Annotated in this window: 22 protein-coding genes; 10 read left to right on the top strand and 12 right to left on the bottom strand. The window is 57.1% G+C overall.

Annotated features, from left to right (window positions below; genetic code table 11):
- Positions 1–305 precede the first annotated feature (305 nt).
- The 11 genes from RA27_RS24415 to RA27_RS14440 all read right to left on the bottom strand — a co-directional run bounded on the left by RA27_RS24415 (position 306) and on the right by RA27_RS14440 (position 7,944).
- Entirely contained in the window at positions 306–446 is a 141-nt protein-coding gene (locus tag RA27_RS24415) for a hypothetical protein (protein ID WP_193746520.1), read from the bottom strand.
- Positions 447–600: 154 nt separating this feature from the next.
- Positions 601–849, bottom strand: a complete 249-nt coding sequence (locus RA27_RS14395) for a hypothetical protein (protein ID WP_039540408.1) — start codon at positions 847–849, stop codon at positions 601–603.
- An 89-nt stretch (positions 850–938) separates the two neighbouring features.
- A complete protein-coding gene (locus tag RA27_RS14400; RefSeq protein WP_039540410.1) occupies positions 939–1,718 on the bottom strand; it encodes a succinate dehydrogenase iron-sulfur subunit in 780 nt (259 codons plus the stop codon).
- Between the two features lie 12 nt (positions 1,719–1,730).
- Positions 1,731–3,539: a succinate dehydrogenase flavoprotein subunit gene (sdhA, locus tag RA27_RS14405; protein WP_039540414.1), complete on the bottom strand. Its 1,809-nt coding sequence runs from the start codon at positions 3,537–3,539 to the stop codon at positions 1,731–1,733.
- A gap of 12 nt (positions 3,540–3,551) precedes the next feature.
- A complete protein-coding gene (gene sdhD, locus RA27_RS14410; RefSeq protein WP_039540418.1) occupies positions 3,552–3,935 on the bottom strand; it encodes a succinate dehydrogenase, hydrophobic membrane anchor protein in 384 nt (127 codons plus the stop codon).
- Between the two features lie 13 nt (positions 3,936–3,948).
- Positions 3,949–4,332 carry a succinate dehydrogenase, cytochrome b556 subunit gene (gene sdhC / locus RA27_RS14415; RefSeq protein WP_039540421.1) on the bottom strand — a complete coding sequence of 128 codons (384 nt, stop codon included), beginning with the start codon at positions 4,330–4,332 and terminating at the stop codon, positions 3,949–3,951.
- A 204-nt stretch (positions 4,333–4,536) separates the two neighbouring features.
- The gene (locus RA27_RS14420; RefSeq protein WP_039540424.1) at positions 4,537–5,211 is read right to left on the bottom strand and encodes a DUF1194 domain-containing protein; all 675 of its coding nucleotides are present in this window, start codon (positions 5,209–5,211) and stop codon (positions 4,537–4,539) included.
- A 66-nt stretch (positions 5,212–5,277) separates the two neighbouring features.
- Positions 5,278–6,306 (bottom strand): MaoC family dehydratase, encoded by a 1,029-nt coding sequence (locus RA27_RS14425; RefSeq protein ID WP_039540427.1) that lies wholly within the window; start codon positions 6,304–6,306, stop codon positions 5,278–5,280.
- Entirely contained in the window at positions 6,306–6,512 is a 207-nt protein-coding gene (locus tag RA27_RS14430; RefSeq protein WP_039540430.1) for a DUF1737 domain-containing protein, read from the bottom strand. Before RA27_RS14430 ends, RA27_RS14425 begins: the two co-directional genes overlap by 1 nt.
- A gap of 12 nt (positions 6,513–6,524) precedes the next feature.
- Entirely contained in the window at positions 6,525–7,079 is a 555-nt protein-coding gene (locus RA27_RS14435; protein WP_039540433.1) for an NnrU family protein, read from the bottom strand.
- Between the two features lie 7 nt (positions 7,080–7,086).
- The gene (locus RA27_RS14440; RefSeq protein ID WP_039540436.1) at positions 7,087–7,944 is read right to left on the bottom strand and encodes a CoA ester lyase; all 858 of its coding nucleotides are present in this window, start codon (positions 7,942–7,944) and stop codon (positions 7,087–7,089) included.
- Between the two features lie 177 nt (positions 7,945–8,121).
- Between RA27_RS14440 and RA27_RS14445 the strand changes: the two genes are divergently transcribed.
- Positions 8,122–8,427: a hypothetical protein gene (locus RA27_RS14445; protein ID WP_039540437.1), complete on the top strand. Its 306-nt coding sequence runs from the start codon at positions 8,122–8,124 to the stop codon at positions 8,425–8,427.
- A gap of 3 nt (positions 8,428–8,430) precedes the next feature.
- On the opposite strand, the gene RA27_RS14450 is transcribed toward RA27_RS14445, so the two are convergent.
- Positions 8,431–9,186: a sulfite exporter TauE/SafE family protein gene (locus RA27_RS14450; protein ID WP_039540441.1), complete on the bottom strand. Its 756-nt coding sequence runs from the start codon at positions 9,184–9,186 to the stop codon at positions 8,431–8,433.
- A gap of 159 nt (positions 9,187–9,345) precedes the next feature.
- Between RA27_RS14450 and mdh the strand changes: the two genes are divergently transcribed.
- The 9 genes from mdh to RA27_RS14495 all read left to right on the top strand — a co-directional run bounded on the left by mdh (position 9,346) and on the right by RA27_RS14495 (position 20,582).
- Positions 9,346–10,308, top strand: a complete 963-nt coding sequence (gene mdh, locus RA27_RS14455; protein ID WP_039540444.1) for a malate dehydrogenase — start codon at positions 9,346–9,348, stop codon at positions 10,306–10,308.
- A 258-nt stretch (positions 10,309–10,566) separates the two neighbouring features.
- A complete protein-coding gene (locus RA27_RS23180; RefSeq protein ID WP_052265300.1) occupies positions 10,567–11,877 on the top strand; it encodes a Hint domain-containing protein in 1,311 nt (436 codons plus the stop codon).
- Between the two features lie 323 nt (positions 11,878–12,200).
- Complete coding sequence (sucC, locus tag RA27_RS14465; RefSeq protein WP_039540446.1) at positions 12,201–13,394, top strand: ADP-forming succinate--CoA ligase subunit beta; 1,194 nt, start codon at positions 12,201–12,203, stop codon at positions 13,392–13,394.
- Positions 13,395–13,988: 594 nt separating this feature from the next.
- Positions 13,989–14,144, top strand: coding sequence for a hypothetical protein (locus tag RA27_RS24420; protein ID WP_193746521.1), 156 nt, complete (start codon positions 13,989–13,991; stop codon positions 14,142–14,144).
- Positions 14,144–14,809, top strand: coding sequence for a class I SAM-dependent methyltransferase (locus RA27_RS23185; RefSeq protein ID WP_052265301.1), 666 nt, complete (start codon positions 14,144–14,146; stop codon positions 14,807–14,809). Before RA27_RS24420 ends, RA27_RS23185 begins: the two co-directional genes overlap by 1 nt.
- A 78-nt stretch (positions 14,810–14,887) precedes the next feature.
- Entirely contained in the window at positions 14,888–15,769 is an 882-nt protein-coding gene (sucD, locus tag RA27_RS14475) for a succinate--CoA ligase subunit alpha (protein WP_039540448.1), read from the top strand.
- 747 nt (positions 15,770–16,516) lie between these two features.
- Complete coding sequence (locus tag RA27_RS14485) at positions 16,517–17,056, top strand: DUF805 domain-containing protein (protein WP_039540452.1); 540 nt, start codon at positions 16,517–16,519, stop codon at positions 17,054–17,056.
- The gene (locus RA27_RS14490) at positions 17,053–17,628 is read left to right on the top strand and encodes a DUF805 domain-containing protein (RefSeq protein WP_039540454.1); all 576 of its coding nucleotides are present in this window, start codon (positions 17,053–17,055) and stop codon (positions 17,626–17,628) included. The genes RA27_RS14485 and RA27_RS14490 overlap by 4 nt, the downstream gene beginning before the upstream one ends.
- Positions 17,625–20,582, top strand: coding sequence for a 2-oxoglutarate dehydrogenase E1 component (locus RA27_RS14495; protein ID WP_039540456.1), 2,958 nt, complete (start codon positions 17,625–17,627; stop codon positions 20,580–20,582). Before RA27_RS14490 ends, RA27_RS14495 begins: the two co-directional genes overlap by 4 nt.

Raw genomic sequence — 20,582 nt, forward strand, 5'->3', positions numbered from 1 at the left:
GGTTCCGAGAATCTATCATGGGCTGAGAGTGGCGCAGTTCGTCCTGACGCGAAAGCCCCCAACTGCGTTACTGCCCTTTCAGGCATTGTGTGGGTTCTGCATCAGACTGCGAAACCGCGCCGCAGAAAACACAACGCCAATCGCCTTCCTTACGGTGCTGCCGCCACCTGCATTCGCGCGTCAGCGAAGACGTGCGGGACCGCCAAAGAAAATAGGCGAAAACGCCCGCGGCAAGCAGAAGCAGGAGAATAGGCATACTCCTGCATTGCCGATTGCTTCGGACTTTTCAAGCCTGCGCAATCCCATCAGGCCGCGTTGGCGTATTCAAAAAGCTCCGGTGTTTCGTCTCTCGCCGGGATTACGGGCTCGGGCGTATAATAGGCCCAGGCCTGTTCCAGTAGCTCCAGTGCCTTATATGCCTGCGATTTTGTGTTTTGCTTGTCCATCGGAGAGATCCTGTTCCAATTCAGCCACTCCTTCCCCCTTGCAAGGCTATGCTGGCAAGCACGTAACTTCACCACATCTTTTTGCAGTCTTGGTATGCTTAAAACACATAAAAGGCTGGCACATATATCTGCCAACCTAGAATAACGACGCAGGTTATGCGCCCATACACGCGTTCGCTTTGGCGGCCTGTGCCTCGCTGACGCCATTGCCCGCAACGAATACTTCGGTTTGCTTGCCATTTTGCAGGACGTATTGCGTCGTAAATGAACCTTCGATCCCTGCCTGATTGGCGCATTCTACTTGCTTAAAAACAAGGTCCGCCCGATTACTGCCAGATCCGCCGCAGGCTGAAAGAGCGATGATCGCAACCAAGGATAGAGCTTTCACTACTGTTTGGGTCATTGATATTCTCCGATATTTCAACGCCCGCATAACATGAAAAAACCCGGGAAGTTTCCACCCCGGGTATTAAACTATTTGCACAGCTGTAATCAAACCGCCCGGTCGACCATCATCTTCTTAATCTCGGCAATCGCTTTGGCCGGGTTCAGACCCTTTGGGCAGGTCTTGGCACAGTTCATGATGGTATGGCAGCGATACAGCTTGAACGGATCTTCCAGCTCATCCAGACGCTCACCCGTCGCCTCGTCCCGGCTGTCGATAATCCAGCGATAGGCGTGCAGCAGCGCGGCAGGTCCGAGATAGCGGTCGCCGTTCCACCAGTAGCTGGGGCACGAAGTCGAACAGCTGGCGCACATCACGCACTCATACAGACCGTCCAGCTTTTTGCGGTCTTCGATCGACTGCTTCCATTCCTTTGCCGGACGGTTGGTCTTGGTTTCCAGCCAAGGCATGATGCTTGCGTGCTGGGCGTAGAAATGGGTCAGGTCCGGTATCAGATCTTTCACAACCGGCATATGCGGCAGTGGATAAATCTTCACATCGCCTTTGATCTCATCCATGCCGTAGATACAGGCCAGCGTGTTGATCCCGTCGATATTCATCGCGCAGGAGCCACAGATACCTTCACGGCACGAGCGGCGGAACGTCAGCGTCGGATCGATTTCATTCTTGATCTTGATCAGCGCGTCCAGAACCATTGGGCCGCAAGCATCCATATCGACAAAATAGGTGTCTACGCGGGGGTTCTGGCCATCATCCGGGTTCCAGCGATAGATTTGGAACTTGCGCACATTCGTTGCGCCCTCGGGCTTGGGCCACGTTTTGCCGGTGGTGATCCGGGAATTCTTGGGGAGGGTCAGTTGTACCATGGATTCCTCTCCTTAGAACGTGCGCGCTTTGGGCGCGATTTTCTGCAGACTGATGCCGCCTTCGTCTTCGGTCGACAGCGGGTCGACGATGACAGGACGATAGCTGAGTTCGACCTCGTTCCCATCAACACGGGAAACGGTGTGAACGCGCCAGTTTTCATCATCTCGCTCGGTAAAGTCCTCGTGGGCGTGGGCCCCCCGCGATTCCTTGCGGGCCTCGGCCCCGACGATGGTGGCCAGAGCGCTTGGCATCAGGTTGGTCAGCTCCAGCGTTTCCATGAGATCACTGTTCCAGATGAGGCTGCGATCGGAAACCTTGATGTCATCCATCTTGGCTGCAATCGCTGTCATCTTCTCGACCCCTTCCGCCATGGTCTTGGCGGTGCGGAACACGGCAGCGTCCGCCTGCATGGTCTTTTGCATCTCAAGCCGCAGTTCGGCGGTTGCGATCTCGCCACTGGCGTTGCGGACCGCATCAAAGCGGTCGAACGCCTTATCGACCGACGCCTGGTTCAGAACCGGGTTCGGAGCGTCTGCATCAACAACCTTGCCCGCGCGGATGGCCGCCGCACGACCAAAGACCACTAGGTCGATCAACGAGTTCGAACCAAGTCGGTTTGCCCCGTGAACTGAGGCGCAGCCCGCCTCACCCACAGCCATAAGGCCCGGAACCACCGCTGTCGGATTGTCAGCAGTCGGGTTCAGAACTTCGCCCCAATAGTTTGTCGGGATACCGCCCATGTTGTAATGGACCGTTGGCAGAACCGGGATCGGCTCTTTCGTTACATCCACGCCCGCAAAAATCTTGGCGCTTTCGGAAATGCCGGGCAGGCGTTCATGCAGCGCTTCGGCTGGCAGGTGGCTGAGGTTCAGGTGAATGTGATCCCCTTCCGCCCCGACGCCACGCCCTTCGCGGATTTCCATGGTCATGGACCGGCTGACATAGTCGCGCGGCGCCAGGTCCTTGTATTGGGGCGCATAGCGCTCCATGAACCGTTCGCCTTCCGAGTTGGTCAGATAGCCGCCCTCGCCCCGTGCGCCTTCGGTAATCAGACAGCCCGAGCCGTAGATGCCGGTTGGGTGGAATTGCACGAATTCCATGTCCTGCAGCGCTAGCCCCGCGCGGGCCACCATGCCGCCACCGTCGCCGGTGCAGGTATGCGCCGAAGTGGCGCTGAAATAGGCGCGGCCATAACCACCGGTCGCCAGCACCACCATTTTGGCGTTGAAAACATGCATCGTGCCATCGTCCAGCTTCCAGCAGACCACGCCCTGGCATTGACCATCATCGGACATGATCAGGTCGATGGCAAAGTACTCGATATAGAACTCGGCGTTGTTCTTCAGCGATTGGCCATAGAGCGTGTGCAGGATCGCGTGGCCGGTCCGGTCAGCCGCAGCGCAGGTCCGCTGCACAGCAGGGCCCTCACCGAATTCTGTGGTGTGGCCGCCAAAGGGGCGCTGATAGATCTTGCCCTCTTCGGTCCGGCTGAACGGAACACCATAATGTTCCAGCTCATAGACGGCCTTTGGAGCCTCACGCGCGAGGTATTCCATCGCGTCGGTATCGCCCAGCCAGTCCGAACCTTTGACGGTGTCGTACATGTGCCATTGCCAATGGTCCGGGCCCATGTTCGACAGGGAAGCGGCGATGCCCCCCTGCGCCGCGACCGTATGGGAACGGGTCGGGAAAACCTTGGTCACGCAGGCTGTGCGCAGTCCCTGTTCCGCCATGCCCAGAGTTGCGCGCAGACCCGCGCCCCCGGCGCCGACAACCACCACGTCGTATTCGTGGGTCTCGTATTCATATGCTGCTGTCATTGTTCTTGTTCCTTACTGCGCATAACCGAGGGCAAGCCGTGCGAGCGCAAAAAGACCCGCTGCAATCAGCGTGTAGGCAAAGGCCCGCGCCGCCATCAGGGTAAGCTTTTCTGCTACGCCATGTACGTAGTCCTCAATCGCTTCTTGCACCTCGCGCAGCAGATGCGGAACAACAACAACCAATGTCAGGCCCATGACAATCGACGGGAACGGACGGCTGTAGTAAGCCAGCGCTTCGTCGTAGGTCCCGCCCAGAGCGTGTCCGAAGGTGAATACGAACAGCGGAACCAGAATGACCAACGCCGCCGAACTGAGCATCATCTGCCAGTGGTGATGCGTACCTGCGCGTCCGGCTCCCATGCCCTGTGCGCGTTTGCGATCTGTCAGAAACTGCATAGCCAACCTCCCTTTAAAGCGCCGCGGCTGTGATCAGGGCCAGCACCGTCGCGAGAACGAACATGCCAATGCCCATCTTCTCGGACACTTCAACATTCAGGCAATATCCCAGATCCCAGATGACGTGCCGCAAACGGCCCAGCATGTGATAGAAAATGGCCCAAGCCGCGCCGAACATGACCAGATCACCCAGGAAACTGGTCATCAAACCGTTGATCAGGTCAAAGGCGCTTTGCGATGTGGCAGCGGCAAGCAACCACCAGACAACCAGCAAAGCCAAACCAAAAGAGGCGATGCCCGTGATGCGCACCATGATCGAAGAGATCGACGTCATCTGCGGACGATAGATCGTCAAATGTGGAGAGAGTGGGCGGTTGCCTCGATTTACATCGGCCATGTTGGCTCCTTTTCGGTTGGCTACCGAACGTTTTACTGGTTTTTACGACTCTGTCACGCGCTGCAGGTGCAAAATCCAGTAAATTTGATGCAAAATCGCTGATAAGGTACGTTTGTGATCACACAAAATATTCTCGTGATCACAAAATACATGCGGCGTGATCAATGTTAGCGTTTTCAATGGAAAAGCAATGTGATCACGAATCTAGCGCAGCGGCTGTTTCAGGTCCGCGGTCTGCTGCGTCACCTCGCGCAAAAGTTTCTTGCGGATACGTTCGGGGTAATCGGCGAAGCCAGCGGCTGAAACGACAAACGCCCCCTCACCGACGATAACGTTCTCGAAAAAATACGCCGTCAGGTCGGGCTCGCTCTCTTCAATCGCGATGGCGTTCACGGTGACCCCGCGATCACGCAGCTTGCCGTGAAGCGTTGCCGGTTCGATCCCTTCATTCGAGACACCGTCGCCGGAAAGATCGATCAGATGCCTTTTGCACTCGGACACTTCGTCAAAACTGGCAACGGTCATTTCAAGCGCTTCACCAATCGCGGTCGAGAAATTACGCCAGACGCGCGGATCGGCAGCGACGTTGTCTGCAAACCTGTCCAGCGTGGCAAAGCTGTCGATCCGGGTCCATGGGATCGTGATCCGCTGGCGCGAGCTGCCGGTCCACTGCACCAGCATCAAACGTGCCTGCCCGCGCACCAACGCCTCGGACACGATCGGATCGCGCAACCCGGCGGAAAGCCCATCCATCTGAATGCGGTATTCGTCAGAATCGACCGAGCCAGATACGTCCACTGCCAAGGCCAGGGCCAGATCGCAGGCATGAACCTGCGGAGCCAGACAAAGGCTGGCCAGAAACATGCGCAACATCATCATATCGCAAGCGTATCACGGATTTCGCAAGCCATGATCACTTCAATGTCAGCAATCGGACGAAGGGCCCTAGATGGGCATCAATGCCCAGTAATCCAGATCCAGCAGAACGTTGGGCAGATATTTCCCATCTTCATTGCGCAAAGCAAACGGTGCGCCGCCCTTGGTCGCAACCAGCCGCAGACGCAGCGCACCAACGCCGGGCACATCAGTTTCGGCTTTATCCAAAACTTCTGACCAGGCCTTGATGGTATCGCCCGCAAAACAGGGGTTCGCATGGGCCCCGCCATTCAGGCCAGCGATCATCTGCGCATTTGCCAACCCGTTGAACGACAGGGCACGCGCCATCGAGATCACATGGCCGCCATAAATCAGGCGACCCTCGGGACGGAAGGTCAGGTCGAAATGCACCTTGGCCGTGTTCTGCCACAAGCGGGTAGCCAGCATGTGCTCGGCCTCTTCAACGGTCACGCCATCGACGTGATCGATCATTTCTCCCGTGTTGTACGCATCCCAGCGATGGTTTTCGCCGGATTGTACAAAGTCGTATTTCGAGAAATCGAGCCCCTTCGGAACCACGAGGTCACCGACGTCCAGCGTCTTTTTCAGATCGGGCACAACCGTCTCAGGTGCAGGGGCATCGAGGTTCGATTTGCGCACCATCACCCAGCGCACATATTCGATCACCACTTCATCGCGCTGGTTCAGCCCGCGCGTGCGGACCCATACAACCCCGGTCTTGCCGTTCGAGTTCTGCTTGAGACCGATCACCTCGGATTCCGAACGCAAGGTATCGCCGGGATAGACCGGCTTCAGCCAGCGGCCTTCGGCATAGCCCAGATTGGCCACCGCATTCAGCGAGATATCGGGGACGGTTTTGCCAAAGACCACATGAAAGGCGGCCAGATCATCGATCGGGCTCTGCGGCAGACCGCAATTCCGTGCGAACTCGTCCGAGGAATACAGGGCGTGACGCGCGGGATAGAGTGCGTGATAAAGCGCACGCTCTCCATCTGTAACTGTGCGCGGGACCGCATGATGCAGCACCTGCCCGACAGAGTAGTCCTCGAAAAAGCGGCCCGGATTCGTTTTTGCCATTATTGCTGTCCCAGTTTCATGTCAGGGGAATAGTCGGCGTCGACCTCTTTGGTCACCGCCTGCGCGCAGCGCATCACGTTATTTGCCGTATCAAAGGCGTAGGACGGATCGCCATAAAGCTCCCACCCTTTTGCCAATGCGTCCGAGACTTTGTGACAGAAGGCCGAGGTGTCCTCTTCGGTCAGCAAACGATAAAGCTTCGCCATCAGATAAGCCCCTTACGATCCAAACGGGGATGGGCCGACAAGCCCGTGAATATACCCCACGATGCCCAGCAGCACGATCGAGGCCAAAAAGAACATAGCATCCTTGCCATAGGTGCCGGGTTCGCCCGGGGTCCAGTCGGGCTCGGCCCGGTTTATGACGATCACCTCGACAATCGCCCACGCGAGCAAGCCGCCGAACAGGACGATCGAAGCCAGATCGCCATTCACCAGCAAATGCGCAAAAGCCCACAGCTTGAAACCGCCGAGCATCGGGTGGCGCATTCGACTCAGTAGACGGCCTTTCTGGCCTGCTGGACTCATCATGTAGAACGCGATCAACACCAACAGGTTGTTGATATGAATCAGGAAAGTTGGCGGTGCCCAGACATAGATAAAATCGGTCATGCGGTAGCCGAAGATCATCAACAGAATCGCAGCAACCAGTGCCAGTGCCACCGCACCTTTGCCCGCATTACCCATGGCGGCGCGGCGTTCGGGCATCGCGCGTTTGAACAGATGTGCGGCCCACCACAAGGCCACACCAAGGATCAGAAGAAAGAAGCCCATTGCTGGCTTACCCCGCTTGCAAAGCTAATATCGCGTCTGCTTTTGCCAGAGTTTCGCGGGCAGTTACAACATGCAGGTTTTCAACAATCTTGCCATCCACGACCGCGACCCCCTGCCCCTGTGCCTCGGTCTCTTCAAAGGCCGCGATCTGACGGCGCGCCAGATCGATCTCATCCTCTGATGGGGCAAAGGCTGCGTTGGCGATATCGACCTGAGCGGGGTGGATCAGTGTCTTGCCGTCAAAACCCATGTCGCGGCCCTGAGCGCATTCGGCCTCGAGCCCTTCGGCATCTTTGAAGGCATTGTAGACACCGTCGACAATAATCAGACCCTCGGCCTTGGCAGCCAGAAGACACAGGCCCAAAGAGGTCATCATCGGAAGGCGGTCAGGGCGAAAGCGGGTCTGCAATTCCTTGGCCAGATCATTGGTACCCATCACAAACCCGGCCATCAGCGGATGCGCCGCGATTTCAGCTGCATTGAGCATACCGCGCGGAGTTTCCATCATAGCCCAGATCGGCAGATCACCCGTAATCGCGGCCAGCGCATCAACGTCTGCGGCCGAATTCACCTTGGGCAGCAGCACCGCATCGGCATCCATCCCGCGCACAGCTTCCGCGTCGGCACGACCCCATTCGGTGTCCAATCCGTTGATTCGTACGATCTTGACTCGTGCGCCATACCCTCCGGTGGCCAGGGCGGCCTTCAGCGTTTCGCGGGCGTTGGGCTTTTCATCGGCAGCAACTGCATCTTCGAGATCGAAGATAACCGCATCGACCGGCAGGCTGCGGGCCTTATCCAGCGCCCGGTCACGCGAACCGGGGATATAGAGAACTGAACGATAGGGGCGCTGACGGGACTCCACTGGCCTCTCCCTTTGAAATAATGTTGCGCGGAATGGGACATTTTTTGACGGAAAGTTCAAGAGCAAAATCGCCGCAGCGCAGCATTGGCCCTTCGAACGATGCAACGTGCGTTGCTTTAACGTGATTTCTCCTTTGCCCGGGCAGGCTGGAAACCACTCGCAAAAGAGGGGACCAGAATGAAACCGACATTTATCAAGATGACCATGGGGCTGGGCCTAATGGTGCTGGCGGCACAGCAGCTCTATGCGCAACCCCGCCAATGTGCCCCACGCGACGACGTGATACAGCGATTGGCGGAAAATTATGGTGAAACCCGCCGGGGCATTGGCATCGCCCGTCAGGGAGCAGTGATGGAGCTGTTTGCGTCCGGCAGTACCGGCAGCTGGACGATTACGGTTACCCTGCCGGATGGCGTTACCTGCCTTATCGCCTCGGGTCAGGCGTTTGAAACGCTGGCCGAAGCACTGCCGCCCAACGCCTGAACCTCAGACAAGCGCATCCCAGATCAGCTTGCTGCCTGTGATGGTCAGCAACACGTAGGCGATCCCAAAAAACAGGCGTTCGGACATCATCCAGTGGGCCCGAACGCCAAGCCATGCGCCCAAGATGGCAAAGGGCGTAAGCAACAGATCCGCCAGCGCAGTGTGCCAGGTGAACATGCCCAGATAAGCATAAGGTACGAACTTGGCGGCGTTGATGACCCAGAACACCAGAACAGTGCTGGCCTGAAACTCGGTTTTCGACAGGCGTTGAGACAGCAGGTAGACGGCTGCCGGCGGGCCGCCCGCATGACTGACAAAGCTCGTGAACCCCGCAACCACTCCGGCGAACAAGCCTGCAGGCGGCGGCAAACGGTTGGCAAAACCGCGCACCCAACCCTGTGTCTTGCCGACATGCCAGATGACGAAGCCAACAGAGATGCCTCCGATCAGCAGCCGCAGCAGATCGGCGTCGGTGGCTTTATAAAGCCACGCGCCCAGCGCGACGCCGGGGATGGCACCCAGCATCAGCAGCCGGGAGTCCGGCCAGTTCCAGCGTTTCCAGTAGGGACCAAGCGTGGCAACATCGATAACCATCAGGATCGGCAACATCAGCGCCAGCGCCTGACCGGGGTCCAGAATAAGGGCCAGAATCGACGATGACGCGAAGGCTACACCCGAGCCGAACCCGCCCTTCGAGATGCCCGCAAAGATCACCGCCGGGATCGCGACGGCAAAAAACAAAAAATTCAATTCGAACATCTGATGCCTCGAAACGGCCTGTTTTGCTGGTCATTTAGCGCAAACTGCCGGACAGGCGCAAACGGTATGCGGTCGCATGCCGCGTCGCAGAGGCCTTGCGCGCTGTCGTTTTAAAGACTAGCACAACCGCGATTTCATTACCGACCGGAGACTTTCCAAATGGCCAGACCCAAGATCGCGCTGATCGGCGCTGGGAACATCGGCGGCACGCTTGCGCACCTCGCTGCCATCAAGGAACTGGGCGACGTTGTCCTGTTTGATATCGCCGACGGGCTGCCGCAGGGCAAGGCGCTCGACATTGCCGAATCCGGCCCGACCGAAGGATTTGACGCCGCCATGTCCGGCACCAGTGATTACGCCGATATCGCTGGAGCCGATGTCTGCATCGTAACCGCCGGGGTCGCCCGCAAGCCGGGGATGAGCCGCGATGACCTGCTGGGCATCAACCTGAAAGTCATGAAGTCGGTCGGCGAAGGCATCGCTGCACACGCACCCGACGCTTTTGTCATCTGCATCACCAACCCGCTGGACGCGATGGTCTGGGCCCTGCGCGAGTTCTCGGGCCTGCCGCACAACAAGGTCTGCGGTATGGCGGGCGTTCTCGATTCCGCGCGCTTCCGCCATTTCCTGGCGGAAGAGTTCAACGTGTCGATGCGCGACGTCACCGCCTTCGTTCTGGGCGGCCACGGCGACACCATGGTGCCTTCAGTGCGGTATTCCACCGTTGCCGGTATCCCGCTGCCCGATCTGGTCGAGATGGGCTGGACTTCGCAAGAGAAGCTGGACGCCATCGTGCAGCGTACCCGTGACGGTGGGGCTGAAATCGTTGGCCTGCTGAAAACAGGTTCGGCCTACTATGCCCCCGCTACGTCCGCGATCGAGATGGCCGAAGCCTATCTGAAAGACCAAAAGCGTGTTCTGCCCTGCGCAGCCTATTGCAACGGCGAGCTGGGCGTCGACGGCATGTATGTCGGTGTCCCGACCGTAATCGGCGCCGGCGGCATCGAGCGTATCGTCGATATCAAGCTCAACGACGAAGAGCAGGTCGGTTTCGACAATTCGGTCAACGCAGTGAAGGGCCTGATCGACGCGTGCAAAGGCATCGATAGCTCACTGACCTGACCAGTCACCGAACCTGGAACAGAAATGCCCCGCCCGAGTTGGCGGGGCTTTTTTGTCTGGATTGACGAAAACCGCAGGCAACACCAGAAAGTCACGGCATTCCGACCCATAAAATTCATAAATTACATTGATTTAGGCGAAATTTTCAAGTTTCGCTGGAATCTTGCCACAATCTTGTAACAGGACAGCGCTCAGCTTTGACACCGCACCAGACCAGTGTCGGCAGTGAGCGAATTATTTAATTGAGGAACGTCGAGTATGGGAACCTTTACCTACAAGAACTCGTTTGACGATGACGGAGATGGCGACAACCTGAACGGCGCTTCCGAATTCGGCACAAGCGGCACCGGCCTTGGCGTATTCAACTCTCCCAACTCGGGCGATGGAGACAACGAGTTTGTATTTTATTCCGGCGCGGGCGAGGAAAACAAACTCGATCTCAACGCCAACCTGACCGGGACGGACCGGGTGAACTCGTTCACCGCCGAGATGACCCTGGATTTTACAACTCGGCCCGGCCCCTGGGGTGATGGTGAATCCGACGGTCTTACGTTCAACCTCGGCGACCCGAGTTCACTGAGTTCGATCGAAGAACGCGGCGTCTCCACCGGCCTGGCCATTCGCCTTGCCCCTTTTAGCTGGGGCACCACGGGGTACGCGGGCAACGTTATCGAAATCCGCTGGAACAATACGATTATCGGCTCAACCACGGTGTCTGACCTCAGCTCGCCTGCAGCTTCTACTTTTTCGGTCTCGGTTGATACGTCCGGGAACGTCTCCGTCAGTTTCGGGTCGGAAACGGCCAGCGGCTCGATTCCGGGGACAGAGTGGACCAGCACCAGTCAGGACGGTTGGGATTTCCTCATCGCAGGCCGAACCGGGGCGAATGCCGGTGAAGCCTATATCGACGACATAGACGTAACCGCCAACACGGTATGTTTCGCGGCAGGCACTCTTATCGACACGCCCATAGGCCCGGTTCCTGTCGAGACGTTAAGACCCGCAGACATGGTGCTGACGGCCGACAACGGATCTCAGCCGATACGCTGGATAAACACCCGAAAATTCTGCAAGGCACAACTGGAAGCCGCAACAAATCTCAAACCCGTCATCATTCGGGCGAACGCGCTGGGGAAGGGGTACCCCGCGTCTGACCTGACGGTCTCGCGGCAACATCGCATCATGGTGCGCTCGCGCATTGCCGAACGCATGTTTGGTTGCCCTGAGGTTCTGGTACCGGCGGTCAAACTACTGGACCTTCCCGGGGTTTTTGTCGACGCGGAAGCCGACGGCGTAACCTACGTTCATTTTCTCTGCGACAATCACGAAGTCGTCTTTGCCAATGGCCAGCCCAGCGAGACTCTGCTGCTGGGCGATCAGGCATGTGAGACGCTTGGTGCGGATGCATTGGAAGAAATTCGGGCCATCTTCCCCGATATCGACATCAGTGATCGGCTCCCGATTTCGGCTAAAGCCATCCCCGACAGGGCCCGGCTGGGACAGTTCGTGGCGCGCCACCGCAAGAACAAAAAACCCTTCCTGTCCGCCGTCGAGCCCGAGCCAGCCTGAACCACTGCCGCAGGCTCTGCCCTGCTTCTCGCTTGGCGAGATTTCCTGCGCCCGGTTTATCTCTTACATCTGAAAGCGCTCGGCCTCGACGATCACGTCGGGCCAGCTTACAGATACTGTATTCGATGCGATTTTTGTGATCGCAATCGAAATTCGAATCAATTCCCGACACTCCGTCCATTTTGTGATCACACCTTAAAATACTGTGATCACAAACGGTGACAATCTTTGCTAAAATCCTGTTGCCCGTCAAAAAACCCTTTATAAATGACGATTAGACACGGCTATATCGAACAAATCGTAGTCAGACAGGACAGTTTTCGATGAATATTCACGAATATCAGGCCAAAGCGCTTCTTCGCAGCTATGGCGCTCCGGTCTCCGACGGTCGCGCGGTTCTGCGCGCCGAGGAAGCCAAATCCGCAGCCGGTGAACTGGATGGCCCTTTGTGGGTCGTTAAGGCGCAAATCCACGCGGGCGGTCGCGGCAAGGGCTCGTTCAAAGAGGTGGATGCCGGTGAAAAAGGCGGTGTTCGTCTGACAAAGTCGGTTGAGGAAGCCGCCGAGGAAGCCAAGAAAATGCTGGGCCGCACGCTGGTCACGCACCAGACCGGCCCCGCGGGCAAGCAGGTCAACCGCATCTATATCGAGGCCGGGTCCGGCATCGAGCGCGAATTGTATCTGGCCCTGTTGGTGGATCGCCAGACCAGCCGCATCTCTTTCGTCTGTTCGACCGAAGGCGGCATGGACATCGAAGAGGTCGCCGCCGCCACGCCCGAGAAAATCCTGTCCTTCTCGGTTGATCCCGCCACTGGTTATCAGCCCTATCACGGCCGCCGCATCGCCTTTTCGCTGGGACTGCAAGGCGCGCAGGTCAAGCAATGCGTCAAGCTGATGAGCCAGCTCTACAATGCCTTCGTCGAGAAGGACATGGAGATGTTGGAGATCAACCCGCTGATCATCTCGGACAAGGGTGATCTCAAGGTGCTAGATGCCAAGGTTGGCTTTGACGGCAACGCGGTCTACCGCCACCCCGATATTGCCGAGCTGCGCGACACGACCGAGGAAGACCCCAAGGAGCTGGAAGCCAGCAAATACGACCTGAACTACATTGCGCTGGATGGTGAGATCGGGTGCATGGTCAACGGCGCCGGTCTGGCCATGGCCACGATGGATATCATCAAACTCTACGGTGCCGAACCTGCCAACTTCCTCGACGTGGGCGGCGGTGCCACCAAAGAGAAGGTGACCGAGGCGTTCAAGATCATCACCTCGGACCCGCAGGTCAAAGGCATTCTGGTCAACATCTTCGGCGGCATCATGCGCTGTGACGTGATTGCCGAGGGCGTGGTCGCCGCGGTGAAAGAGGTCGGCCTGCAGGTTCCACTGGTCGTGCGTCTGGAAGGTACAAATGTGGAAAAAGGCAAAGAGATCATCAACACCTCTGGCCTGGACGTGATCGCGGCGGACAACCTGAAAGACGGTGCCGAGAAGATCGTGAAGGCGGTTAAGGGGTGAACACTGCCCGTCGTATAAGACTATTGTCGGGATTGTTGGCCGCGTGCGCTTTGCTTTCTGCATGTGTTGAAAGCCCTTCGGGGCTTTCTTCTGGAGGAAGCGTTGCGCAACAAGCAGCCAATGCATTCTCAAGCACATGCCTTAAGAGTTTGCCCAGCTTCGATGGATTTCAGACTGACGCCCGCGCCGCATCACTGAAACCATCAGAGAACCTAGGCAACATTCATTCGGTATACGTAGTGCCGAATAGCAAGGTTTTTATCGGCCTCCAGAATCTACCAAGTGCATCTGACGTTCAGGTCTGCGGTGTTAGAGCGGTTAGTTCCGAACCTTCTTCAGTCGTTGGAAATGCTATTCTGAACGCAGCCCGTTCGGCAGTAGGCTCAGGAACTGAAAAGCAGTTTCCGTCCGAGAGGTTCGAATACGCTATCCAGCTTCCAAACGGCAGCCTTCTTACACACGACGCAAAATACATGGGGAGCACGACAAGCAACGTGTTTCTGATTTCTCAACCAGTTCCGGAGGGAAGAGTCCCGTCGCTGATTTATGACGAATAGACCCTGCCCTTAGAAATCCAATAAAGGAGAACGCCAAATGGCAGTCCTCATCGACGAAAATACCAAAGTGATCTGTCAGGGCTTTACCGGCGCGCAGGATGCACTGGGGACTTGCGTCGGCGGGAGCACCGGGGCCATTCGAATGTTTAATACGCGGATGGTTCATATTGCATCAACGGAAGGGTCGAACTGATGCGTGAAGGCGTCAGAGACGCGTTCGAACACAAGAACTGGGGCGACAGAAATACGCCGCGTTCCGGTAGTGGCTCGACGCTTGATGCCACCGCGCCTCTTCGTGGTGCATTGCCTGCGATATTCGAACGCTACTCGGTAAAGACGTTTCTCGACGCCCCTTGTGGCGATTGGACTTGGATGCAGGAAGTGGACCTGAACGGGGTTCACTATATCGGCGGGGACATATCTCTGGAAGTTGTGGAGTCCGTGAAAGAGAAACATCAGGCTTTGGGGCGGGAGTTTTTCCATCTGGACATAACATCCGATCCACTGCCCAAGGCTGACCTGATGATGTGCCGCGATTGTCTGTTTCACTTGAAATGGTGGTTGAGATGGGAGTTTTTCGAGAACTTCGCCAAAAGCGATATTCCGTATCTGCTGACCACCAAACACCATAACGCACGAAACGCCAAGCTTCGTGATAACGCGGCTTTCAAGTTATTCAATCCTTGCGCCGCCCCATTCAACTTTCCGGAACCGGTAGAAGAGATAAGCGAAACGGGGCCCTATAATGACGACCCCGAATTTCTCCAGACCCGAGCAGGCAGACAGCAACGTTCGGTCGCAATTTGGTCGAAAGAGCAAGTGATTGACGTGCTAAAGCAGCGCGAGACGAAAACGTGAGATCAAGGATCAACTGAATTGCCGCAGCGATGGTTTGTTGCAGAGCTGTGCTAACTTTAAACAATACGGAGGCCTAACATGGCAGTCCTCATCGACGAAAATACCAAAGTGATCTGTCAGGGCTTTACCGGCTCGCAGGGCACATTCCACTCTGAACAGGCCATCGCCTATGGCACCAAGATGGTCGGTGGCGTGACCCCCGGCAAAGGCGGGATGACGCATCTTGACCTGCCCGTGTTCAACTCGGTCCACGAGGCCAAGCATGTGACCGAAGCCAATGCCAGCGTCATCTATGTTCCGCCGCCCTTTGCGGCGGATTCGATCCTCGAAGCGATTGATGCCGAGATGGAGGTGATCGTCTGCATCACCGAAGGCATCCCGGTTCTGGACATGATGAAGGTGAAGCGCGCGTTGGAAGGCTCGAAATCGCGCCTGATCGGCCCGAACTGTCCCGGTGTCATCACGCCTGATGCCTGCAAGATCGGTATTATGCCCGGCCACATCCACAAACGCGGTTCGGTCGGCGTTGTGTCGCGTTCGGGCACCCTGACCTATGAGGCCGTGAAACAGACGACCGACGTAGGACTGGGCCAGTCCACATGTGTGGGCATCGGCGGTGACCCGATCAAAGGCACCGAGCATATCGACGTGCTGGAATGGTTCCTGGCGGATGACGAGACCGAGTCGATCATCATGATCGGTGAGATCGGTGGCTCGGCCGAAGAAGAAGCCGCGCAATTCCTGGCGGATGAGGCCAAGAAGGGCCGCAAAAAGCCGACCGCTGGTTTCATCGCAGGCCGCACAGCCCCTCCAGGCCGTCGCATGGGCCACGCGGGCGCGATTGTCGCCGGTGGCAAGGGCGGCGCCGAGGACAAGATCGAAGCCATGCGCGCAGCTGGTATCGTCGTGGCCGAAAGCCCGGCGCAGCTGGGTGAGGCTGTGCTGGAAGCGATTGGATGATAGCTGACCGACCCTCCAAAGGCGCTGAGGGCAGCGCCCGACCCTGGGTGGGTGCTGCAAGCGCCCTCCCGGGGGGAGGGTCGGGCGCTGCCCGGCGTTGCCGCCGGGCGGTAAGCTTTGTATTTAGCCTAGCTCTTTGCCTTTGGGTTCCAACAGTTGGGATAGCCGAACAAAACAATCCTCTAAAAACGGTTCTTGATGTTTGTGCAAGTGATGGTTCCACTTTTGAAGAAACCGTTGCCGAATTTTATACAAAAGGTTGGACTAAAGTTCCTCCTAGCAACCTCGGCACAGCCACCAACGCGATAGGAGACGCGCATTTGTTCTCGGGCAAAATAACGTTGGAGGACGAGTGGCCTAGGCTAAGGCTCGAAAAACGAAGTCAGGTTGGTAGCCGTGTGAACAGAGCGAACAGTTTTTACTTCCAATCGGCAACACTGTCTTCGCAAGACAGAAGCAGCTACGTAAATGTTTTCTTCAGAAAGCAGGGAAAAAGGGTGGACTGCATGGCATCCACGACGAACATCCAAAACTTAGATGAATTCACCTATTCTATTATTGACCGATCCTCGACGGGAAAGCTTGGAGAACTCAGCGTGGAATGGATAGCTTATTCGGACACTTCTGAGCGCCCAAACGTGCGAGCAACTCTGTATTTGATCAAGCCCCACGTTCAAGACAGCTTTATAGTTGATCCTCTTCTTGCGCCGGCAGGATTAACTGTCCTCCGGCATATGAATTGATCTCATGACCTTCTCCGACGCCATCCGCACCTGTTTCTCCAAGTTCTTCACCTTCTCGGGCCGTGCTTCGCGGCCCGAATACTGGTTCTTTTTCCTGTTCATCGTGATCTGGAACATCATTGCCGGGATCATCGACTGGCAGTTCTTCACTCAGGTTGCAGTAACCGAAACCGAGACTTCCAAATCCGTTACTGCCACCTCAACAGGCCCGGTGCAAAGCATCGTGAGCCTGATCGTCTTTTTCCCACATCTGGCCGTCGCGTGGCGGCGGATGCATGATACCGGACGCAGCGGGCTTTATGCGTTGTTGCCGATCCTGCTGATCCTCGGTGCGCTGGGAGTTCTGGTCTTTGGCATCGGCCTTGCCAGTCAGTTCCATGGCGGCACGCTGGACATCCTGTTTACCCGCGCCACACTTCTGATTGTCATTCCGACACTGCTCATTCTGTTTGTGTCACCCCTTCTGGTTCTGTGGTGGCTGACCCGCCCCGGCGAACCCGGCGCCAATCAGTACGGTCCCAACCCCTATGAGGTGGCCCCATGAGTTTTTCTTGGGCTATCAAAACCTGCTTCAAAAAGTATGTGACTTCCTCGGGTCGCGCGTCACGTGCCGAGTTCTGGTATTTCTGGATTTTCTGCATGCTAGTCATGATCGCCCTAACCATACTTAATACGGTCTTGTTTGGGCCAAACATCATCGTGACCGAGCAAATTGTGATTGCAAGCAATGGCAATCCACACCTCGTAAAAAACGTCATGGAGTTCTACAATAGCGGGTTGCCCGGCACTGTCTTCCTGTTGATTGTAATTGTACCCGGACTCGCGCTTACCTCGCGTCGGCTGCACGACGTAGGATACAGTGCATGGTGGATAGTTGCTCTTGTCGTAACCATCGTGGTTGCTTTCTCGACCGCCGTTCTGGGTACGATCGGGTGGTCTGCAACAATTCATGCCTTAACAACCACGGGAAGAGTCGTTGTTAGCGGCGGCCCTGCCGTTGAACTCGCATTAGTTACAATCGTGGCTTCAATTGTCATATTTGTGGTTTGGCTTTGCACAAAGTTTGAACCAGGCACCAACCAATACGGTCCCAACCCAACCGAGGTAATCCCATGACCGAACACTCGCCCAACGACCAGTTTCACGCCTCAAGCTTCATGCAGGGGCACAATGCCGAGTATCTGGAGCAGCTCTACGCCCAGTACACCCGGAACCCCGGTGCAGTGGATGCAGCCTGGGTCGAGTTCTTCAAGGCCATGGGGGATGACGCACCGGATGTGCAGCGCGAGGCCGAGGGCCCATCCTGGGCACGAACCGACTGGCCTCCGATGCCCAGTGATGATCTGACGGGTGCGTTGACTGGGGAATGGGCCGAGATCGATGCCAACGCGGCGGGCAAGAAGATCAAGGACAAGGCGGCGGCCAAGGGGGTCGAGGTCAGCGATGATCAGATCAAGCGCGCGGTGCTAGACAGCCTTCGGGCGCTGATGCTGATCCGGGCCTATCGCATCCGGGGCCATCTGGCCGCTGATCTGGACCCACTGGGTATGCGCGCCGCAAGCACGCATCCTGAGTTGGACCCGAAGACATATGGCTTCACCGATGCCGACATGGATCGCCCGATCTTCATCGACAACGTGCTGGGCCTGCAAATGGCCAGTATGCGGCAGATCGTTGAGATCGTGAAGCGGACCTATTGCGGCACGTTTGCGCTGCAATACATGCATATCTCGAACCCGGAAGAGGCCGCGTGGCTGAAGGAGCGGATCGAGGGCTATGGCAAGGAAATCGCCTTTACCAAGGAAGGCCGCAAGGCGATCCTGAACAAGATGGTCGAGGCCGAGGGCTTTGAGAAATTCCTGCACGTCAAATACATGGGCACCAAGCGCTTTGGTTTGGATGGCGGTGAGGCTCTGATCCCCGCGATGGAACAGATCATCAAACGCGGCGGTGCGTTGGGGCTGAGCGATATCGTCATCGGGATGCCGCACCGGGGTCGTCTGAACATTCTGGCCAACGTGATGGGCAAGCCCTATCGCGCCATTTTCAACGAGTTCCAGGGCGGTAGCTTTAAGCCTGAGGATGTGGATGGCTCGGGCGATGTGAAATATCACCTCGGCGCCTCCAGCGACCGAGAGTTTGACGGCAACAGCGTGCACCTGTCGCTGACGGCGAACCCCTCACACCTTGAGGCGGTGAACCCTGTCGTTCTGGGCAAGGTCCGCGCCAAGCAGGACCAGTTGAACGACGAGGACCGCACCAAGGTCATGGGCATCCTGCTGCACGGCGATGCGGCCTTTGCCGGTCAGGGCGTTGTCGCCGAAGGCTTTGGCCTGTCGGGTCTGAAGGGGCACAAGACCGGCGGCACCATGCATATCGTGGTGAACAACCAGATCGGCTTTACCACCGCGCCGCATTTCAGCCGCTCAAGCCCCTATCCGACGGACATCGCGCTGATGGTCGAAGCGCCGATCTTCCATGTGAACGGCGATGACCCCGAGGCAGTTGTACATGCTGCCAAGGTGGCAACCGAGTTCCGCCAGAAGTTCCACAAGGACGTGGTGCTGGATATCTTCTGCTACCGCCGGTTCGGGCATAACGAGGGCGACGAGCCCATGTTCACCAACCCGATCATGTACAAGAAGATCAAGACGCATAAGACCACGCTGTCGCTGTACACGGAACGTCTGGTCAAGGATGGCCTTATCCCCGAGGGTGAGATCGAGGATATGAAGGCCGCGTTCCAGGCTCATCTGAACGAAGAATTCGATGCCGGGAAGGATTACAAGCCCAACAAGGCCGACTGGCTGGATGGGCGCTGGTCGCATCTGGACAAGAACAAAGAAGAATACATGCGCGGCGAAACCGCGATCTCAGCAGATACGCTGGCCGAGATCGGGACCGCCCTGACCGCTGCACCCGAAGGTTTTGCGATACACAAAACCGTTGGCCGGTTGCTGGATCACAAGAAACAGATGTTCGAAACCGGTACCGGCTTTGACTGGGCCACTGGTGAAGCGTTGGCATTTGGATCGCTGTTGACCGAGGGTTACCCGGTACGGCTGTCCGGTCAGGACGCAACACGCGGCACGTTTAGCCAACGCCATTCCGGATTGGTAAACCAAGAGACCGAAGAACGCTATTACCCGCTGAATAACATCCGCGCCGGGCAGTCGCAGTATGATGTGATTGACTCGATGCTGTCCGAATATGCGGTTCTGGGCTTTGAATACGGCTATTCGCTGGCGGAACCCAACGCTCTGGTTCTGTGGGAAGCGCAGTTTGGCGATTTCGCCAACGGGGCGCAGATCATGTTCGACCAGTTCATCAGTTCGGGTGAATCGAAATGGCTGCGGATGTCCGGTCTGGTCACGCTGCTGCCGCACGGGTTTGAGGGGCAAGGCCCTGAACACTCATCCGCGCGCCTGGAAAGGTTCCTGCAGATGTGCGGTCAGGACAACTGGATCGTGGCGAACTGCACGACGCCTGCGAACTACTTCCACATCCTGCGCCGTCAGCTGCACCGGACCTTCCGCAAGCCGCTTATCCTGGTGACACCGAAATCGCTGCTGCGTCACAAGCTGGCCGTCAGCACGGCGGATGACTTCACCACAGGCTCCAGCTTCCACCGGGTGCTGTGGGATGACGCGCAGAAAGGGAATTCCGACACCAAGCTGGTGTCGGATGACAAGATCAAACGCGTCGTCATGTGTTCCGGCAAGGTCTATTTCGATCTGCTGGAAGAGCGGGACGCGCGTGGCATCGATGACATCTACCTTATGCGGATCGAGCAATACTATCCGTTCCCCGCCCATTCGCTGATCAACGAGCTTGAGCGCTTTAAAGGGGCCGAGATGGTCTGGTGCCAGGAAGAGCCCAAAAACCAAGGGGCCTGGACCTTTATCGAGCCCAATATCGAATGGGTTCTCACCCGCATCGGCGCCAAGCACACTCGCCCGGTTTATGCCGGTCGCGCAACTTCGGCCTCACCCGCGACGGGTCTGGCCAGCCAACACAAAGCCCAACAAGAAGCGCTGGTGAACGAAGCGCTGAGCATTGAAGGAAAGTAA

Origin of the sequence: Ruegeria sp. ANG-R (assembly GCF_000813985.1) — a bacterium.
In the GTDB taxonomy this organism is placed as follows: domain Bacteria; phylum Pseudomonadota; class Alphaproteobacteria; order Rhodobacterales; family Rhodobacteraceae; genus Ruegeria.

Bases quoted from the DNA above. Each gene is read 5' to 3' on its own strand.
- RA27_RS14425 (WP_039540427.1), bottom strand. From the start codon at position 6,306: ATGGCAAAAACGAATCCGGGCCGCTTTTTCGAGGACTACTCTGTCGGG.
- RA27_RS14485 (WP_039540452.1), top strand. From the start codon at position 16,517: ATGACCTTCTCCGACGCCATCCGCACCTGTTTCTCCAAGTTCTTCACC.
- RA27_RS14400 (WP_039540410.1), bottom strand. From the start codon at position 1,718: ATGGTACAACTGACCCTCCCCAAGAATTCCCGGATCACCACCGGCAAA.
- sdhA (WP_039540414.1), bottom strand. From the start codon at position 3,539: ATGACAGCAGCATATGAATACGAGACCCACGAATACGACGTGGTGGTT.
- RA27_RS23185 (WP_052265301.1), top strand. From the start codon at position 14,144: ATGCGTGAAGGCGTCAGAGACGCGTTCGAACACAAGAACTGGGGCGAC.
- RA27_RS14395 (WP_039540408.1), bottom strand. From the start codon at position 849: ATGACCCAAACAGTAGTGAAAGCTCTATCCTTGGTTGCGATCATCGCT.
- RA27_RS14435 (WP_039540433.1), bottom strand. From the start codon at position 7,079: ATGGGCTTCTTTCTTCTGATCCTTGGTGTGGCCTTGTGGTGGGCCGCA.
- mdh (WP_039540444.1), top strand. From the start codon at position 9,346: ATGGCCAGACCCAAGATCGCGCTGATCGGCGCTGGGAACATCGGCGGC.
- RA27_RS23180 (WP_052265300.1), top strand. From the start codon at position 10,567: ATGGGAACCTTTACCTACAAGAACTCGTTTGACGATGACGGAGATGGC.
- sdhD (WP_039540418.1), bottom strand. From the start codon at position 3,935: ATGCAGTTTCTGACAGATCGCAAACGCGCACAGGGCATGGGAGCCGGA.
- sdhC (WP_039540421.1), bottom strand. From the start codon at position 4,332: ATGGCCGATGTAAATCGAGGCAACCGCCCACTCTCTCCACATTTGACG.
- RA27_RS14495 (WP_039540456.1), top strand. From the start codon at position 17,625: ATGACCGAACACTCGCCCAACGACCAGTTTCACGCCTCAAGCTTCATG.
- RA27_RS24415 (WP_193746520.1), bottom strand. From the start codon at position 446: ATGGACAAGCAAAACACAAAATCGCAGGCATATAAGGCACTGGAGCTA.
- RA27_RS14420 (WP_039540424.1), bottom strand. From the start codon at position 5,211: ATGATGATGTTGCGCATGTTTCTGGCCAGCCTTTGTCTGGCTCCGCAG.
- RA27_RS24420 (WP_193746521.1), top strand. From the start codon at position 13,989: ATGGCAGTCCTCATCGACGAAAATACCAAAGTGATCTGTCAGGGCTTT.
- RA27_RS14430 (WP_039540430.1), bottom strand. From the start codon at position 6,512: ATGGCGAAGCTTTATCGTTTGCTGACCGAAGAGGACACCTCGGCCTTC.
- sucD (WP_039540448.1), top strand. From the start codon at position 14,888: ATGGCAGTCCTCATCGACGAAAATACCAAAGTGATCTGTCAGGGCTTT.
- sucC (WP_039540446.1), top strand. From the start codon at position 12,201: ATGAATATTCACGAATATCAGGCCAAAGCGCTTCTTCGCAGCTATGGC.
- RA27_RS14450 (WP_039540441.1), bottom strand. From the start codon at position 9,186: ATGTTCGAATTGAATTTTTTGTTTTTTGCCGTCGCGATCCCGGCGGTG.
- RA27_RS14445 (WP_039540437.1), top strand. From the start codon at position 8,122: ATGAAACCGACATTTATCAAGATGACCATGGGGCTGGGCCTAATGGTG.
- RA27_RS14490 (WP_039540454.1), top strand. From the start codon at position 17,053: ATGAGTTTTTCTTGGGCTATCAAAACCTGCTTCAAAAAGTATGTGACT.